The sequence below is a fragment of the Paracoccus aerodenitrificans genome (genome assembly GCF_027913215.1).
Taxonomy (GTDB): Bacteria; Pseudomonadota; Alphaproteobacteria; order Rhodobacterales; family Rhodobacteraceae; genus Paracoccus; species Paracoccus aerodenitrificans.
The window spans coordinates 1,044,517-1,062,134 of sequence record NZ_CP115784.1 but is presented as its reverse complement, the minus strand read 5'-3'; the positions used below and the strand labels follow the sequence as shown (position 1 = coordinate 1,062,134).

The window sequence follows — 17,618 nt, the reverse complement described above, 5'->3', positions numbered from 1 at the left end:
CAAGAGCTCAGCCCGCGCTTTCTTCCTCGGGATAGCGGGCGCGGCACTGGCGGACGACCTCTTCGGCGCGGGCGGTTTCAGTTTCCAGCTTCGCGCTGAGATAATCCCGCTTACGCTGCTCAGCGGCGGGGTCGATGGGGACGCGGTAACGCTCGACATCGACCACATCGCGCCAGCAGCTATAGGTCACGAACCGCACTTCTCCGTCACCGTCCCGGATCGCCCGTCGGCAGAGATCCAGCCGGCTCCGGTAAACTTCCCGCTCGCGCCACGCATAGCCCCGCGCCAGATTGGCATTGGTCTCGGCCAGAAGATTGCTGAGTACACGATATTCACCAGTATTCCCGCGAATGCAGCGCTCCTGCGGTGTGCCGCATGCGGCAAGAAGGGCGAGGGGCAGAAGGAATGCAAAGGAACGGATCATGGAGGGCCTGCAAAATGAACTGTCAGGCAAGATTATCCGTGGCGGCACCGCCAGACAAATCAACTTTGAAACAGCGATGATTGCGGGTCAGGACGCGGGCGCTTAAACCGACCGGGACTCAGATCCCCTCTGGCTGTCTCGCCGGAGGATTGTGAACACAGATGACAGGTGCCGGAATGGATGAGATGACAGAGCAGCGCAGACAAGCCGCCGACTGGTTCCGCGAATTGCGCGACCGCATCACCGGCGCATTCGAGGCACTGGAAGATCGCGGTCCCGGCCAGACCGCTCCGGGCCGGTTCGAGGTGACCCCGACCGAACGCGCGGATAATGGCGGCGGCGGCATCATGTCGGTCATGCGCGGCGGGCGCGTCTTCGAGAAAGTCGGCGTCAACTGGTCCGAGGTTCACGGCGAATTATCCCCCCGCGCTCAGGCCGCAATGGCCGCGCGTGGTGTGCCGGGAATGGAGCAGGACGGGCGCTTCTGGGCCTCGGGGATCAGCCTTGTGGCGCATATGCAGAACCCGCACGCCCCGGCAGTTCATATGAATACGCGCATGTTCTGGACCCCGCATGCCTGGTGGTTCGGCGGCGGAGCCGATCTCAATCCCTGCATCGAATACCCCGAGGATACGGCGCATTTTCACGCCACGCTTGAGGATACCTGTGCGCCCCACGATCCCGGATATTATGCACGCTTCAAATCCTGGGCGGATGAGTATTTCTTTATCCCCCATCGCGACCGCGCCCGCGGCGTCGGCGGTATTTTCTTCGACGATCTGAACAGCGGCGACTGGAGCGCCGATTTTGCCTTCACCAAAGCCGTCGGAGAAGCCTTCCTGCCCGCCTTTCTGCCGCTTGCGGAAGCCCGCATGACGCAGGACTGGAACGACGACGACAAGGATGCGCAGCTTGTCCATCGCGGGCTCTATGCGGAATATAATCTCGTCTATGACCGGGGCACGAAATTCGGGCTGGAGACCGGCCATAATGCCGATGCCGTGCTGATGAGCCTGCCGCCTCTGGCGAAATGGGTCTAGCCCGCCATGCGAGGCGCTACCGCGACTGCCGGTTTCGCCAGTGCCTCGGCGTCGGGATAGAAGCGCATCATGGTCAAGGCGCGGCTGACATTCAGCACCATCAGAGCCGCCCAGAGCCCGTGATTGCCAAACGCTGCCGATAAGACAACAAGCGCCACGACATAGATCGCCACGGCTTCGATCATGGCGCGGCGCATCCTGCCGGTCAGCGTTGCCCCGATGAAGATCCCGTCCAGCATCCAACTCGCCACACCCAGAACCGGCGCAAGGATCAGCCAGGGCAGATAATGCCGCGCCTCGGCCCGCACCTCCGGCGCGGTTGTCAACAGGTCGATCAGCGCCGGTCCGAGCGTCGCGAAAGCGATGCCCAGTATCACCGCACCGCCAACCGCCCAGGCCGAGCTCAGCAAGGAGGCACGGCGCAGCAGATCGGGCCGCCGTGCGCCGACCGCCTGACCGATCAGCGTTTCCGCCGCGAAAGCGAAACCGTCCAGTCCGAAGGCGGTGATCTGCAGGAACTGAAGCAGGACCTGGTTTGCCGCAAGCGTCTCATCGCCCTGCCCCGCCGAGAGAAACATGAAGCTGGTAAACGATCCCTGCAACAGAACCGAGCGGATCATGATATCCGAGTTGACCCGCAGCAGCCGCATCATCCGGTCCCGCGCAAACAGCCCAGTCTGGCGCAAGGCAGGCCTCCACGCCTCACGGCAGAACCACAGCCCCAGCATCAGCCCCGACATCTCGGCAATCAGCGTGGCGGCGGCGATCCCGCCGACGCCCCAACCGATCCCCAGAACGAAGATCACGTCCAAGGCGACATTCAACCCGTTCTGCAGAAGCTGAAGCACCAGCACGCTGCGCGTTCTTTCGACCGCGATCAGCCAGCCGGTAATGGCGTAAAGTGCAATCGTCGCAGGTGCGCCCCATATGCGGATCGACAGATAACGCTGCGCGAGATCCTCAACCCCGTCGCTGGCGGGGGCCAGACGAAACGCCCCGGCGAAAAGCAGCGGATGCAACAGGATCAGCGCCAGCCCTGCGGCAAAGGCGATGAACAGCGCCCGCAGCAGATGCGCCCCGACCTCTGCCGCATCCTCCGCCCCATGCGCCTGAGCGACAAGCCCCGAGGTTCCCATGCGCAGAAAGCCGAATATCCAGTAGATCGACGACAGAATTACCGCGCCAATCCCGACCGCACCGATCGGAGCCGCCTCGCCCAACTGGCCGATCACGCCTGTATCGACCGCACCGAGAATGGGGATCGTCGCGTTTGACAGCACGATCGGCAGCGCAATCGCCAATACGCGGCGATTACTGACCGGCGATGACATGCCGCACTAGTCCCGAGGCATCAGGAAATGCGCCGTTGCCTGCGCGAAAAGCCGCGCCCGGTTATCCTGCCATGCCTCGACATGAACCGAGGCATAGCGCCGCCCGGACCGCACTACCCGCGCCCGCGCATAGGCATCGCGCGGCAGACCCGAACGCAGGTAATCCACCGTGAAATCTATGGTCTTCGGCAGGCGCGGCAGCGTGTCCGGCATCTCTGCATCCGGCGAAATCCGGCCCGATTCCAGATCCTCCCACATGGCGGACCATGACAATTCCACAATCGCAGCGGTTTCCAGAAATGCCGCCGTCGCGCCGCCGTGAATGGCGGGCAGAAAGGGATTGCCGATCAGCTTTTCGTCAAACGGCATGATCGCCGTCAGCTCATCCCCGCGCCGGTCGAATCTGATCCCCATCCAGCGGATATAGGGAACGCCTTCGACAAGCGCCCGCAATGCGGTATCGCGGCGGTTCTTGATCTGCTGAAGCGGTTCGTTGCGGTCGGCCATCCTATCGCTCCACCGTGAATGCGCCGGTTGCCGTCGCGACCGGATTTTCCTGATCGTCATCGACCGCCCGGACCCGAACGAAAGCGACCGAGCGCGTCACATGATAACAACTTGCATGCGCCACGATCCGCTGTCCCGGCGTGGCCCCCCTCATATAGTCGATCCGCAGGTCAATCGTCGCCGTGGTACGCGGCGCGGCGGGATGGCTCAGCACCGCGGCACCGCTGCATGTATCCATCAGGGCCGAGATCACCCCGCCATGAATCACCCCGCTGCGCGGCTCACCGACGAAATCGGCATTCCATGCCATCGAGATGCTCGCCTCACCCCTGCCGATATGTTCCAGCGTCATGCCAAGGGCGCGGGCATGAGGAATGGATTCGATGAATTGCCGCGCGATGCGGTCGAGATCTTCATTTCCGTTATGATCGCCCTCAGTCATGCGCATCCCCCCTGCTGTCACCTGTCCGCTGATAGCCCCGGCAGGCTTGTCGCGGCAATAGGCTTGCCGCCTGTCCCCGCGGCAATCGCGCCACGTCATGGCGATTCGCTTGCGGCATCAGGCCTTACGGTTTAGCCTGAAGATGTAAATTTTCGAGGCACAGGTTGGGATGACCGGTTCAGAAGAACTCAGTTTCAAGGAAATGTGCGCCCGCTTCAATGTCACTCCGCGAACGCTGCGCTATTATGAATATATCGAATTGCTTCAGCCTCGGAAGGAAGGGCGGACACGGTATTACTCCTCGCGCGAGATCGCCCGCATGACGCTTATCCTGCGCGGCAGGCGGTTCGGGTTCAGCCTTGAAGAGATCCGGCAATGGCTGGAAATCTATGATCAGAAAGGCAATCGCGAGCAATACGAGGTCTGGATCGACATGGCGAACCGCCAGCTTGATGTGCTTGCCAGCCAGATCGAGGATATCGAAGCCGCGATTGCCGATCTTCGCAATCTGCGCGACGATACCGCAGAGATACTTCGCAAAATGGATTAAGCCCTGACCGGCTGGCGCAACGCGTCATGCACTGGCTGGCCGGACAGGATCGCGCCGGGTTCATCCGTGACGCAGCGTTGTAATTTACGTTCGCGTCAACATGCGCCATATTACCCGTATCAGGCGGGTTGAGGTGGCTCGCAGGAAACGGGAAGGAGATCTGCCGGAATGACCGACGATCTGATGACAATTCGTCAGATGTGCGACGAATTTGACGTGACCCCTCGGACGCTGCGTTTCTATGAATCGCGCGAGCTTATCGCGCCGGAACGTCGCGGCCAGCATCGTCTGTATGACCGTCAGGACCGTGCTCGTCTGAAGCTGATCCTGCAGGGGAAGCGATTCGGCTTCAGCCTCGAACAGATCCGCCAGCTTCTTGAACTTTACGACCCGCGCAGCGGCAATGTGACACAGATCGAGGCGACGATTTCCGCCTCACGAGATAGGCTTGCCGACATGATGCGTCAGCAGGAAGAACTTGAAACCGCGATTGCCGATCTGACCGAGCAGATCGCCGGTGCCGAAAAATTGCTGGAGGCACGTCGGCGCGACGCCTGACCCCGCCATCCGGTTTTCCAGAACAAATCAACAGGACCTAACATGCCCATTTATAACGCACCCGTCCGTGACATGCAGTTCATCATGCATGATGTCTTGAACATCTCTGCTTCGGGACTGCCGGGACATGACGAGCTCGATCGCGATTTCACCGAGGCTGTGCTGGACGCCGCAGGCAAGCTGGCGACCGAGGTGCTTCTGCCGCTGAATGTCATCGGCGACCAGCAGGGCTGCGTTCTTGAAAACGGCGTCGTCCGCACTCCCGAAGGCTTCGACAAGGCGTTCGAGGCGATGAAGGAAGGCGGCTGGACCGCATTGGATTGCGATCCGGAATATGGCGGCCAGGGCATGCCCTATGTGCTGGGACTTGCCACAGGTGAAGTCTTCGTATCGGCCAATATGGCCTTCAACATGTATCAGGGCCTGACCCACGGTGCCTATTCCGCCATCCACACACATGGCGACGCGCAGCAGAAAGCCACCTATCTGCCCAAGATGGTCTCCTGCGAATGGACCGGCACCATGAACCTGACCGAGCCACATGCCGGCACTGATCTGGGCATGCTGCGCACCAAGGCCGAACCGCAGGATGACGGCTCCTATCTGATCACCGGGCAGAAGATCTTCATCTCCGCAGGCGATCACGATCTGGCTGAAAACGTCATCCATCTGGTGCTGGCCAAGGCACCGGGCGGCGGCGAGGGCACCAAGGGGATCAGCCTGTTCATCGTGCCGAAATTCCTGGTGAATGAGGACGGATCACTTGGCGACCGCAATAATGTCTCGGTCGGCAATCTCGAAGAAAAGATGGGCATTCACGGCAACGCCACCTGCGTGATGAATTACGACGGCGCAAAAGGTTGGCTGCTTGGCGATCTGCATAAAGGCATGCGGGCCATGTTCACCATGATGAACGAAGCGCGTATCGGTGTCGGCCTTCAGGGCTATGCCGTGGCCGAGGCCGCCTATCAGAACGCGGTCGATTATGCGAAGGACCGCTTGCAGGGCCGCGCCGTGACCGGTGCCGAAAATCCCGGCGGCCCCGCCGATCCGCTGATCGTGCATCCCGATATCCGCCGGGCGCTCATGGATCAAAAAAGCTTCCTCGAAGGGGCGCGGATGCTTGCCTTCTGGGGAGCGCATGAGATCGACAAGGCGAAAAACGGCGATGACGAGGCAGAAGGCGCGGTGTCCCTGCTCACCCCGGTCATCAAGGGTTTCCTGACCGATAAGGGCTTCGATACCACCGTTCTGGCGCAGCAGGTCTTCGGCGGCCACGGCTATATCGAGGAACACGGCATGAGCCAGTTCGTCCGGGACGCCCGTATCACCATGATCTATGAGGGCGCGAATGGCGTTCAGGCGCTCGACCTTGTGGGCCGCAAGCTGGCGCAGGATGGCGGAAAGCACGTCATGGCCTTTTTCGAGACCGTGAAGGCTTTCATCAAGGAAAACGAATCCCATATGGGGCTGAAGGCCGATTTCCTGAAACCGCTGAAAGCGGCGTCGAAGGATCTTCAGGCGGCGGGCATGTTCTTCATGAATAACGGCATGAAGAACCCCAATCACGCCCTCGCCGGATCCTATGATTTCATGCATCTTTTCGGGCATACCGCGCTTGGCTTCATGTGGGCGCGCATGGCGGTCGCCGCGCAGAACGCGCTGGATGAGGGGACCGGCGACACGGCATTCTATGAAACCAAACTGGCGACCGGGCGCTATTACATGAAGCGGCAGCTTCCGATGACCGCGACCCATCTGGCACGCATCGAATCCGGAGCCGATCCGGTCATGGAACTGCAAGCAGAGGCGTTCTGAGCCCGGCCTCGGTCCCGGCGCGCGGGCCCGAGGCAGATATCCGTCCCTCCGGCAGGGGTATTTGAGTGAAGAAGAAGCGGCCCCGATCCGAGCCGGACAAGATGTGACGGGCCCGGATCGGGGCTTTCTCCTTCAGCGGTCATCGGCTCCCCAGCCTGTACCGCGAAATTGAAGCTAAGGAAGAAGAGTTGCGTTATCGTTAATCAGCTTCTTCTTCACGAAAATACCCCGCGGGGGTCCGGGGGCGCGAAGCCCCCGGTGACAGGGAGGGACGGAAAGTGACGGCACAGCTTTACTGCTTCGGAGAATCCGGTAACGCCTATAAGGCGGCGCTGACGATGGAACTGGCGGGGTATGACTGGCAGCCGGTCTTCGTCGATTTCTTCAACGGAGAGACACGCAGCCCCGAATTCCGCGCGATCAACGATATGGGCGAGGTGCCAGTTTTTCGCGAGGACGCTCTGACCCTGAGCCAATCCGCCGTGATTCAGCTCCATGTCGCGGATAAAACCGGAAAACTCCTCGGCTCTGACCGCAACGAGGTGCTTCGCTGGCTGATCTTCGATAATCACCGTCTGTCGGGTCAGGCCGGACCCGCGCGGTTTTTGCAGAACTTCATTCCCGAAGAAAAGCGCCCGCAAGGCGGCATCGACTATCTGACAGCCCGCCTGAAAGCGACATATCAGATCCTCGACACCCATCTGACGGGACGTCACTGGGTGGCTGACGACACGTTCACCATCGCCGATGCGGCCTGCTGTGGCTATCTTTTCTATCCGGAACCGTTCGGCTTCGACCGCACCGAATGGCCCAATATCGACCGCTGGCTTGACGGCATCGCCGCCCTGCCCGGCTGGAAACACCCTTACGATCTGATGCCCGGCAATCCTTCCGACCGGGCGTAACAGGAGGAACCATGACCGACGCCTTTATCTATGACGCCGCCCGCACGCCGCGCGGCAAGGGCCGCAAGGATGGCAGCCTGCACGAAGTGACCTCGCTGTCGCTGTCGGCGGGGCTGCTGAACGCGGTGAAAGAGCGCAACGGGCTGGAAGGCCACGCTGTCGAGGATCTGATCTGGGGCAATGTCACCCAGGTCAAGGAACAGGGCGGCTGTCTGGCGCGCTCGGCCGTGTTGGCTTCGGATCTGGATGAATCGATCCCCGGTCTGTCGATCAACCGCTTCTGCGCCAGCGGCATGGAGGCGGTGAACCTTGCCGCCAACCAAATCAAGGGCGGGGCCGGGAATGGCTACCTCGCCGGCGGGGTCGAGATGATGGGCCGCGTTGCAATGGGCAGCGACGGGGCCGCGATTGCCGTCGATCCGACACTGGCGATGAAAACCTATTTCGTGCCGCAGGGCATCAGCGCCGATATCATCGCGACGGAATACGGTTTCAGCCGTGAAGATGCCGATGCATTGGCCGTCGAATCCCAGAAACGCGCCGCAAAGGCGTGGGAGGAAGGCCGCTTTGACAAATCCATCGTACCTGTCAAGGACCAGAACGGGCTGACCATTCTGGATCGCGACGAATATATGCGCCCCGGGACCACCACCGAGGATCTGGGCAAGCTGAAGGCCAGCTTTCAGGAGATGGGCGAGATCATGCCCGGCTTCGACAAGGTGGCGATGCTGAAATATCCGCATCTGGACAGGATCAACCATATCCACCACGCCGGGAACTCTTCGGGCATCGTCGACGGCGCCGCCGCCGTGCTGATCGGCAATGAGGAATTCGGCAAGGCCAACGGGCTGAAACCCCGCGCCCGCATCCGCGCCACCGCGAAGATCGGCACCGATCCGACGATCATGCTGACCGGCCCGGTTCCGGTGACCGAAAAGATCCTCGCCGATAGCGGCATGTCCATCGGCGATATCGACCTGTTCGAGGTCAATGAGGCTTTCGCGTCCGTCGTGCTGCGCTTCATGCAGGCATTTCAGGTCGATCCGGCGCTTGTAAACGTCAATGGCGGCTCGATCGCGATGGGTCACCCATTGGGGGCAACGGGCGCAATCATCATCGGCACGCTGCTGGATGAGCTGGAGCGGCAGGACAAGAATGTCGGCCTTGCCACTTTGTGCATCGCATCCGGCATGGGTGCGGCCACCATCATCGAGCGCGTGTAAGGGGAGGCAGGAATATGACCGATTTCACCATGACCAAGGACGCTGACGGCGTCGCTGTTATTACCTGGGATATCCCCAACAAATCCATGAATGTGCTGTCCGAAAACGGCATTCGTGAACTGGACGGCCTTGTCGATGACGCGCTTGCCGATGATGCGGTGAAGGGCATTGTCATCACCTCGGGCAAGCCGGATTTCGCGGCTGGGATGGACCTGAATGTGCTGGCCTCCATGAAGGAGAGCGGCGGGGCCGAGGGGATTTTCGGGCTGATCATGCAGTTGCATGGCCTGCTGCGGAAGATCGAACGCGCCGGGATGGACCCGAAAACCAACAAGGGCGGCAAGCCTGTCGCCTCTGCTTTGCCCGGCACCGCGCTTGGCATCGGGCTGGAAATCCCGCTGGCCACGCATCGCATTTTTGCCGCCGACAACGCCAAGGCGAAGATCGGTCTGCCGGAAATCAAGGTCGGAATTTTCCCCGGCGCGGGCGGCACGACAAGGCTGGTCCGCAAGATGGGCGCGATGGCGGCAGCACCTCTGCTGCTGGAAGGCAAGCTGAACGATCCGAAAAAGGCGAAATCGGCAGGTGTCATTGATGAGGTGGTGGACGATCCGGTCGCCGCTGCCCGCGAATGGGTGCTGAATGCGACCGATGCCGATATCGTCAAGCCGTGGGATCAGAAGGGCTATAAGATGCCGGGCGGAGAACCGTTCCATCCGGCTGGCTTCATGACCTTTGTCGGCGCGAATGCAATGGTGCATGGCCAGACGCTTGGCGTCTATCCGGCGGCCAAAGCGCTGCTGAGCGCGGTTTACGAAGGCGCACAGGTGCCGTTCGACACGGCGCTGAAAATCGAAGCGCGGTGGTTCACCAATATCCTGATGAACCCGTCGTCAAGTGCGATGATCCGCAGCCTGTTCATCAACAAGGAAGCGCTTGAAAAAGGTGCCAATCGTCCCGACGCGCCGGATCAGAAGGTGAAGAAGGTCGGCATTCTGGGTGCGGGCATGATGGGGGCAGGCATCGCCTATGTCAGCGCAAATGCGGGGATTGAGGTCGTGCTGATCGACGCCAAGCAGGAATCGGCGGATAAGGGCAAGGCTTATTCGGAAGGCATTCTCGACAAGGGCATCAGCCGCAAGAAAGTCACCGAAGAGAAGAAGGGCGAAATTCTGGGCCGGATCACCGCGACCACGAATTACGCCGCGCTTGAGGGCTGCGATCTGATCGTAGAAGCCGTGTTCGAGGATCCCGGCGTCAAGGCCGAGGTCACGAAAAAGGCCGAGGCGGTAATCCCGCAGGATGCAATCTTCGCGACGAATACCTCGACCCTGCCGATCACCGAGCTTGCCAAGGCCAGCCAGCGGCCCGACCAGTTCATCGGCATCCATTTCTTCAGCCCGGTGGACAAGATGCTGCTGGTTGAGATCATCAAGGGCAAGCAGACAGGCGACCGCGCCGTGGCCAAGGCGCTGGATTTCGTGCGCCAGATCCGCAAGACGCCCATCGTGGTGAACGATGCCCGTTTCTTCTATGCGAACCGCTGCATCATTCCCTACATCAACGAAGGTATGCGGATGCTGGCCGAGGGCGTGAACCCCACGCTGATCGAGAATGCCGCCAAGATGATGGGCATGCCTCTGGGTCCGCTGCAACTTGTTGATGAGACCTCGATCGACCTCGGGGTGAAGATCGCCAAGGCCACGAAAGCCGCAATGGGCGATGCCTATCCTGACGGTGCCGTTGATGAGGTGCTTTTCTGGATGGCAGATCAGGGCCGGATGGGCCGCAAGGCGAATGCGGGTTTCTATGCCTATGACGACAAGGGCAAGCGGCAAGGTCTTTGGGACGGGCTCGATGCGCAATTCCCCGAGGCCGATGAGCAGCCGGAACTGACCGAAGTGCAGCATCGCCTGATGTTCGCGCAGGTTCTGGAAGCCGTCCGGGCGCTTGAGGAAGGCGTGCTGGAAGATATCCGCGAAGGCGATGTCGGCGCGATCCTTGGCTGGGGCTTTGCGCCGTGGTCCGGCGGTCCGTTCAGCTGGCTGGACATGATGGGAGCCGCGCAGGCAGTGGAAATCTGCGACCGTCTGGAAGCCGAGCACGGCAAACGCTTCAAGGCCCCGGACCTGCTGCGCGAGATGGCCGGGAAGGATCAAAGTTTCTATGGCCGCTTCGGAGGCCGGAAAAAGGCGGCCTAAACCCGATCAGGCGGATTTTTATCCTTAGGCGGGGGTCGTGCGGCCCCCGCTTTTTCTGTTTCTCTCACCAAGACGGCGCGTGCTGATCCGCATCAGGCGCTGAAAGCTGGGGCATTCAAGATGCGAGGGTGCCGGGCAGTCGGCGACATGACGCAGCGCCCTTGAGAGCGCCGCGAGTTCCCGTATCTGATGGTCGATATCGTCCGCGCGGTGATGCAGCTCATCACGCGGAAGTTCCGGGTGGCCATCCGGTCCGAACATCCCGGCAATTTCGGACAAGGAAAAACCCGCCGATTTCCCCATGCCGATCAGAGTCAATTGCAGGACTACGCCCGGCGTGTATTGCCGCCTCAGCCCATGACGTGCCACCGGAGCAATCAGTCCCCTTTCCTCATAGAAGCGCAGCGTCGAGGGCGGCACTCCGCTGGCCCGGCTGACCTCTCCGATATCCAGCAATTTCATACTTGACCTCAAGGGGACTTGAATTCGTAGCGTGTCGCCTCTTGACACCAACCGCAAGAGGAATGCGCCGATGACCGCTCCGACACCCGCCACGCCGCCGCCTGTCCGTCAAGATCCCCGCGCCATAGCGCTGCTGCTGGCAGCCAGTCTGACGGTGATGGCCGCTGCCACGATCAGCCCCGCCTTGCCCGGGATTCAGCGGGAATTTCCTGATACCGAGCTTAATCGGCTGCTGGTGCGCCTGCTTGTCCCCGCCCCATCTCTCTCTGTCGTGCTGACAGCGTGGCTGTGCGGGATATTTACCGACCGGATCGGCAGGCGTCCGCTGCTGCTTTCCGGGGTCGCTCTGTTCGCCGTGGCGGGCAGCGCGGGTCTGTTCTTGCACGACCTGAACGCCCTGCTTGCCAGCCGCTTGCTGCTTGGCGTGGCTCTGGCAATGGTCATGACGGCGCAATCGGCGCTGAGCGGGGATTATTTCAGCGGGAACGCTCTCCATACCCTGATCGGAGCACAGGTAGCTGCACGCAATCTGGGCGGTTTCGTTTTCATCACCCTAGCGGCTGCACTTGCAGTCCATTCGCCACGATTGCCCTTCGTCGTCTATGCGATCCCTGCCCTGATGTTGCCCTTTTTCAGCCGTGTTATCGCCGAAACACCTCGCCATTCCGCCTCAGACAGAACTGACGCATCGTCGGAACACCAAGGCTGGCAGATCAGGGTGGCGCTGCTCGCGCTTGGGAAAATGCTGGTGACGATCATATTCTTTGTTATGCCCACGCAGCTTCCCTTTTACCTTCAGGATCAGGGCTTCGGGGCACCCGCCATGTCTGGTGCCGGACTGGCAGCTCTGATGCTTGCCGGGGGAGCCACCGCCATACTGTATCCGCGAATCCGCAACCTGCTGGGTGATGGCGGCAACTGGGCCTGCGGCTTTCTGGTGATGGCGTCGGGGTTCGCGCTTCTTGTGTCCACAGCTTCTGCGTCCGGTATCATCGCTGCCTGCGCAGCGATTGGCGCGGGCTATGCGCTTTCAACGCCGGGCTTTGTTGCATTGTCACTGACCGCAGCGCCTCCCTCGGGACGCGGCAGAACCGGCGCAATCCTTACGGCATCGGTATTTCTGGGCCAGTTTCTGTCACCCTTCATCAGCCTTCCCGCCATCGGTTACTGGGGATGGCACATCGCTGGTATCGGCCTCGCGGCCGGCTTGGTCGCTACCGCGATACTCGTTGCCATAACGTCACGATTGTACCGCCCGGCATGATATCCCGTCAGGCGCGGGAACTTTCGCTGAAGCATCCTGTTGAAACGTTGAAATTAACCCTTATTCTGCGCGGCAGAAAGCCGTGTCAGGCTCAGGAAGGATTGCGATGACAACCGAAACGAAACGCGGCGCAGAGCAAAATCAGCAGGAGATCGAGGAAATCACTGCTGTGGTTTTGCCCGAACCGAAAGGTGACGTGCAATCGCTGGAGGATGCGCCCGATCCGGTCGCCGACGAGATCCGGCGGCGGATGAATGAGATCAACCTGAAGGACAGCGGATCGGTTGTGCATTTCGGCTCGGCGGCACAATCCCAGTTGCAGGAAATCAGCCAGGCGATGCTGGCCGATGTCAAGAACAAGGATGTCGGCCCCGCCGGGGAATCGCTGCGCAGCATCGTCACCACGATCCGGGGATTCTCGGTCAATGAGCTGGATATGAGGCGCGAACGCAGCTTCTGGGAAAAGCTTCTTGGCCGCTCGGCGCCATTCGCGAAATTCGTCGCGAATTATGAAGAGGTACAAGGTCAGATCGACCGCGTCACCGAAGATCTCATGAATCATGAGCATCAATTGCTCAAGGATATCAAATCTCTGGATGTGCTCTATGACCGGACGCTGAACTTCTACGATGAGCTGGCGCTGTATATCGCCGCCGGTGAAGCGAAGCTGCGCGAACTGGATGAAGAGCTGATCCCCGCCAAGGAAGCGGAAGTTCAGGCCAGCCCCTCTGACGGGCAGGTGATGGAGGCGCAGGAATTGCGGGATCTGCGTTCGGTGCGCGACGATCTGGAACGCCGTGTCCATGATCTGAAGCTGACCCGGCAGGTCACGATGCAGTCCCTGCCCTCGATCCGGCTGGTGCAGGAGAACGACAAATCTCTGGTGACGAAGATCAACTCGACATTGGTGAATACCGTGCCGCTCTGGGAAACCCAGCTTGCGCAGGCGGTCACCATTCAACGCTCATCCGAGGCCGCGGGTGCGGTGAAAGAGGCCACCGATCTGACCAATGAGCTGCTGACCTCGAACGCGAAAAACCTGCGCGAGGCCAATGCCTCGATCCGCACAGAGATGGAGCGCGGCGTTTTCGATATCGAATCCGTACGCACTGCCAATGCCGAACTTATCTCGACAATCGAGGACAGCCTGCGTATCGCTGATGAAGGCAAGGCCCGCCGCGCCGCAGCCGAGGAAGAGCTTATGCGGATGGAAGACGAACTCCGCCGCACATTGTCCCCATCTCAGGCGCGTCAGGGCCAGATCGAAGAAACGCAGGCTGGGTGAAATTGACCTCACGGACCGCCCTCGCCTGCTCACCCTCTCCCGTGCCGGGCAGGCCGGGGGTTCTGGCATTGCTGGGGCTTCTGGCGATCACTGCCTGCACGAATGCGGATCGCAGCGAGACGCCCCCGCCACAGCCCCCCGCGCCGGTTCCTGCGATTGCGGCGGTCCCGCCTGAGCCCCGGCCAAACGCGGCGCTGAGGGCCGCCCGCGCGAAACGCGCCGCTGAGCAGGCGGAAGCCGCGGCGCGGGCCGCCGAAAGCCCGGCCAGCCAGACCATGCATGGTTACTTCGATGGCGTCGAAGACATGCTGACGGCAAGGGGTAGGCTGCGCCGCGACGATGGCGCGGAAATCCAGCTTAGTCAGGATCAATTGGTCAGTGATTTCGTCAAAGTCGCGCTTCATGACGAATATACACGCAATGGCGCTCAACTGGTGGCGGATCCTCGTCCCTCGAAGCTTCGCCGGTGGGAACAGCCGGTCCGGATCGCGGTCGAATTCGGCGAGTCCGTGCCTCCGGCCACCCGCACGCGCGACCGCAGCGAGGTCCAAAGCTTTGCCGAGCGGCTTGCCCGGCTGACCGGCCATGATATCGCGGCGACGCCCGGGACCGGGAATTTCACGGTCATGTTCCTCAGTGAAGACGAACGGCGCCGTATCGGGCCACGGCTTGCCTCGCTTGTGCCGGGCATACCTGCCGATGATATCGAGGCGATTCAATCGCTTCCACCGCAGAATTACTGCACGGTCTTCGCGTATTCGCTTGGCTCAAGCCCGCTTTATTCCGAAGCGGTCGCCATTATCCGTGCCGAATTACCGCCTTTGCTGCGCAGTTCCTGCATTCATGAAGAGATGGCGCAGGGGATGGGTCTGGCGAATGACAGCCCGGATGCGAGACCCTCTATCTTCAACGATGACGAGGAATTCGCGCTTCTGACCGATCATGACGAGCTGTTGTTGAAAATGTTGTACGATCCGCGCCTCCGGCCCGGCATGACAGCGGAAACCGCGACCCCGATCGTCAGGGAAATCGCCGGCGAGCTGCTGGAATAAGCGGGATACCCGCCTGACGGTGCGCGGAACCCGACCACGTCTTCGCGGTTTGATCCGCACGCATAGTAACGGAGAGAAAGATGGCCCTGTTCGACTTCCTTTCGGGCGAATTCATAGATGTTATCGAGTGGACCGACGATACGCGCGACACGATGGTCTGGCGCTTTGAACGCCGTGGGAATGCCATCAAATACGGTGCCAAGCTGACGGTTCGCGAAGGCCAGTCCGCCGTATTTGTGCATGAAGGTCAGATCGCCGATGTGTTCGGACCCGGCCTCTATATGCTTGAAACCAATAACATGCCCATTCTGACATCGCTTCAGCATTGGGATCACGGCTTCAAATCTCCGTTCAAATCCGAGATCTATTTCGTCAACACAACCCGGTTCAACGGGCTGAAATGGGGAACGAAAAACCCGATCATCGCGCGTGATCCCGAATTCGGTCCGGTCCGCATCCGGGCGTTCGGGACCTATTCGATGCGCGTCACCGATCCCGCCAAATTCATGGCCGAGATCGTCGGCACGGATGGCGAATTCACCAGCGACGAAATCACCTTCCAGCTTCGCAATATCATCGTGCAGGAATTCTCTCGCATGATCGCCTCATCCGGCATTCCGGTGCTGGATATGGCTGCAAATACCGATCAGCTTGGCAAGATGGTCGCCAAGGCGATCACTCCTATCATTGCCAATTACGGCCTGGTTATTCCAGAATTCTATATCGAAAACATAAGCCTGCCGGATGAAGTTGAAGCCATTCTGGACAAACGCACCTCAATGGGGATTATCGGCGATCTGGACCGTTTCGGGCAATATGCTCAGGCAGAGGCGATGCTGAACGCCTCGCAAAATCAGGGCGGGGCCGGTGCCGGAATGGGCGCAGGACTTGGCGCAGCCATCGGCATGGGCATGGCCGCCAGAAGCGGTCCCTGGGGACAGGTTCCGGCTCAGACCCAGATGCAGCCACAAAGCGGTGCCCTGCCGCCCCCGGTTCCCGGAGGCCACGGGGAAACCCTGTACCACATCGCCAACAATGGCGAGGCGGACGGGCCGTTCGGCATGGGCTATATCGGGCGCATGGCGAAAGAGGGTAAATTCACCCGCGACACGCTTGTCTGGACGGCTGGTCAGGATGGCTGGAAACCCGCCGACGATATCCCGGAACTGGCGCGTCTGTTTACCGTCTCACCGCCGCCGCTGCCCAAAGCTTAAATAAGCCCGCAACTCCGGGCGCGGCGCTGCGCCCGACTTTTCCAGCAAAAGCGGATTATCCATGCCCACGCCACCAAGCGAGTTTCGCTATCCATGTGAGCAATGCGGGGCGAGCCTCAGCTTCTCGCCCGGTGAGCAATCGCTGAAATGCCCCTATTGCGGCCATGTCCAGAAGATCGGGCCGGGTGCCGCACGGGCTCCGGCGCGGCAATCCCAAGACGGCGCGGAGGGAGACCGCGAATTGCTGCGCGACCCTGCAACGGGCCGGGCGCTGCAATGGGATGCCGGTCACAAGACGCCTCTGCTGACCGAGCAGCCCTTGCAAAAGGGGCTGGCGCTGGATGCGGCAAGCGATCTGGCGCAGGATATCCGAATGCTCTCCTGCCCGAATTGCGGTGCGAAATTCGAGCTGGGGACCGGGACACATGCCTCTGAATGCCCGTTCTGCGCAACGCCGGTCGTCACCGATACCGGTGCGACACGGCAAATCAAACCGCAAGGCGTGCTGCCCTTCGTTGTGACAGAGGATCAGGCGCGGGCAGCGCTTGAGGACTGGCTGGGGCGTTTATGGTTCGCGCCCTCGGGTCTGGTGAAATATGCGCGAAAAGGCCGGAAAATGGCCGGGGTCTATTCACCCTTCTGGACATTCGACGCCGACACCGCCTCGGACTATGCCGGAGCACGCGGGGACTGGTATTATGAAACCCGCTATGTGACCCAGGTGGTCGACGGGAAAAGCCGCAGAGTCGCGCAGCAGGTGCGCAAGACTCGGTGGACCACTGTGCGCGGTCAGGTCAGTCGCAGTTTCAACGATGTGCTTGTTCTGGCCTCTTCGGCCCTGCCGCGAAGGATTACGGATGCGCTGACGCCGTGGGATCTGTCGCATCTCAGACCCTATAATCCGCAATATCTTCAGGGTTTCGGGGCGGAAGGCTATACGATCCCGCTTGCATCGGGCCATGAGATCGCGCGGCAGGAAATGGAAGCCGTCATAGCAATGGATATAAGGCGCGATATCGGCGGGGACGAACAGCGGATCAGTCAGGCACGTACCGCCTATTCCGCCGAGACGTTCAAGCATGTGCTTCTGCCGGTCTGGTCGGCAGCCTATAAATATAACGGAAAATCCTATCGCTTCGTGGTGAACGGCCAGTCGGGACGGGTTCAGGGCGAACGTCCCTGGTCAATGTGGAAGATCGGCGCCGCAATTCTGGCGGCACTGGTCGCGCTTGCAATCATGTTGTTTGTCGCGCAGCAATCCGGTTACGTGGAATTTAGCGCTAACGGGTTTTCCTCGGATCAGGACTATATTATCCAGGGCTACTAGCTTGGAGGGGGCATT

At 60.7% G+C, this 17,618-nt stretch carries 17 protein-coding genes; 12 read left to right on the top strand and 5 right to left on the bottom strand.

What is annotated here, in order from left to right; all coding sequences use genetic code 11:
* Positions 1–7 precede the first annotated feature (7 nt).
* Positions 8–424, bottom strand: coding sequence for a hypothetical protein (locus tag PAE61_RS06695; RefSeq protein WP_271114558.1), 417 nt, complete (start codon positions 422–424; stop codon positions 8–10).
* Between the two features lie 176 nt (positions 425–600).
* Between PAE61_RS06695 and hemF the strand changes: the two genes are divergently transcribed.
* On the top strand, positions 601–1,464 hold the full coding sequence (gene hemF, locus PAE61_RS06690) for an oxygen-dependent coproporphyrinogen oxidase (RefSeq protein WP_271114557.1): 864 nt from the start codon (positions 601–603) through the stop codon (positions 1,462–1,464).
* On the opposite strand, the gene PAE61_RS06685 is transcribed toward hemF, so the two are convergent.
* From PAE61_RS06685 to PAE61_RS06675, 3 genes are read right to left on the bottom strand one after another with little or no spacing between them, the layout of a single operon-like run.
* Positions 1,461–2,795 (bottom strand): MATE family efflux transporter, encoded by a 1,335-nt coding sequence (locus PAE61_RS06685; protein ID WP_271114556.1) that lies wholly within the window; start codon positions 2,793–2,795, stop codon positions 1,461–1,463. The genes hemF and PAE61_RS06685 overlap by 4 nt on opposite strands.
* Before the next feature lie 6 nt (positions 2,796–2,801).
* On the bottom strand, positions 2,802–3,302 hold the full coding sequence (locus PAE61_RS06680; protein WP_271114555.1) for a PaaI family thioesterase: 501 nt from the start codon (positions 3,300–3,302) through the stop codon (positions 2,802–2,804).
* 1 nt (position 3,303) lies between these two features.
* Entirely contained in the window at positions 3,304–3,744 is a 441-nt protein-coding gene (locus PAE61_RS06675; protein WP_271114554.1) for a PaaI family thioesterase, read from the bottom strand.
* Between the two features lie 169 nt (positions 3,745–3,913).
* On the opposite strand from PAE61_RS06675, the gene PAE61_RS06670 reads away from it, so the two are divergent.
* From PAE61_RS06670 to PAE61_RS06645, 6 genes are all read left to right on the top strand, one after another.
* Complete coding sequence (locus PAE61_RS06670; RefSeq protein ID WP_271114553.1) at positions 3,914–4,294, top strand: MerR family transcriptional regulator; 381 nt, start codon at positions 3,914–3,916, stop codon at positions 4,292–4,294.
* A 168-nt stretch (positions 4,295–4,462) separates the two neighbouring features.
* Positions 4,463–4,852, top strand: a complete 390-nt coding sequence (locus PAE61_RS06665; protein WP_271114552.1) for a MerR family transcriptional regulator — start codon at positions 4,463–4,465, stop codon at positions 4,850–4,852.
* A gap of 42 nt (positions 4,853–4,894) precedes the next feature.
* A complete protein-coding gene (locus PAE61_RS06660; protein WP_271114551.1) occupies positions 4,895–6,670 on the top strand; it encodes an acyl-CoA dehydrogenase C-terminal domain-containing protein in 1,776 nt (591 codons plus the stop codon).
* A gap of 278 nt (positions 6,671–6,948) precedes the next feature.
* Positions 6,949–7,575 carry a glutathione S-transferase family protein gene (locus tag PAE61_RS06655; RefSeq protein WP_271114550.1) on the top strand — a complete coding sequence of 209 codons (627 nt, stop codon included), beginning with the start codon at positions 6,949–6,951 and terminating at the stop codon, positions 7,573–7,575.
* An 11-nt stretch (positions 7,576–7,586) separates the two neighbouring features.
* Positions 7,587–8,798, top strand: a complete 1,212-nt coding sequence (locus tag PAE61_RS06650) for an acetyl-CoA C-acetyltransferase (protein WP_271114549.1) — start codon at positions 7,587–7,589, stop codon at positions 8,796–8,798.
* Positions 8,799–8,812: 14 nt separating this feature from the next.
* On the top strand, positions 8,813–10,999 hold the full coding sequence (locus PAE61_RS06645) for a 3-hydroxyacyl-CoA dehydrogenase NAD-binding domain-containing protein (protein WP_271114548.1): 2,187 nt from the start codon (positions 8,813–8,815) through the stop codon (positions 10,997–10,999).
* A 24-nt stretch (positions 11,000–11,023) separates the two neighbouring features.
* Here the strand turns inward: PAE61_RS06645 and PAE61_RS06640 are convergent, their stop codons facing one another.
* Complete coding sequence (locus PAE61_RS06640; RefSeq protein ID WP_271114547.1) at positions 11,024–11,461, bottom strand: helix-turn-helix domain-containing protein; 438 nt, start codon at positions 11,459–11,461, stop codon at positions 11,024–11,026.
* Positions 11,462–11,531: 70 nt separating this feature from the next.
* Between PAE61_RS06640 and PAE61_RS06635 the strand changes: the two genes are divergently transcribed.
* From PAE61_RS06635 to PAE61_RS06615, 5 genes are all read left to right on the top strand, one after another.
* Positions 11,532–12,725 carry an MFS transporter gene (locus PAE61_RS06635; RefSeq protein WP_271114546.1) on the top strand — a complete coding sequence of 398 codons (1,194 nt, stop codon included), beginning with the start codon at positions 11,532–11,534 and terminating at the stop codon, positions 12,723–12,725.
* A 106-nt stretch (positions 12,726–12,831) separates the two neighbouring features.
* Positions 12,832–14,010, top strand: coding sequence for a toxic anion resistance protein (locus PAE61_RS06630; RefSeq protein ID WP_271114545.1), 1,179 nt, complete (start codon positions 12,832–12,834; stop codon positions 14,008–14,010).
* Complete coding sequence (locus PAE61_RS06625) at positions 14,007–15,062, top strand: DUF2927 domain-containing protein (protein WP_271114544.1); 1,056 nt, start codon at positions 14,007–14,009, stop codon at positions 15,060–15,062. The genes PAE61_RS06630 and PAE61_RS06625 overlap by 4 nt, the downstream gene beginning before the upstream one ends.
* A gap of 80 nt (positions 15,063–15,142) precedes the next feature.
* Complete coding sequence (locus PAE61_RS06620; RefSeq protein ID WP_271114543.1) at positions 15,143–16,276, top strand: SPFH domain-containing protein; 1,134 nt, start codon at positions 15,143–15,145, stop codon at positions 16,274–16,276.
* 61 nt (positions 16,277–16,337) lie between these two features.
* Positions 16,338–17,603 (top strand): TFIIB-type zinc ribbon-containing protein, encoded by a 1,266-nt coding sequence (locus tag PAE61_RS06615; RefSeq protein ID WP_271114542.1) that lies wholly within the window; start codon positions 16,338–16,340, stop codon positions 17,601–17,603.
* Positions 17,604–17,618 lie beyond the last annotated feature (15 nt).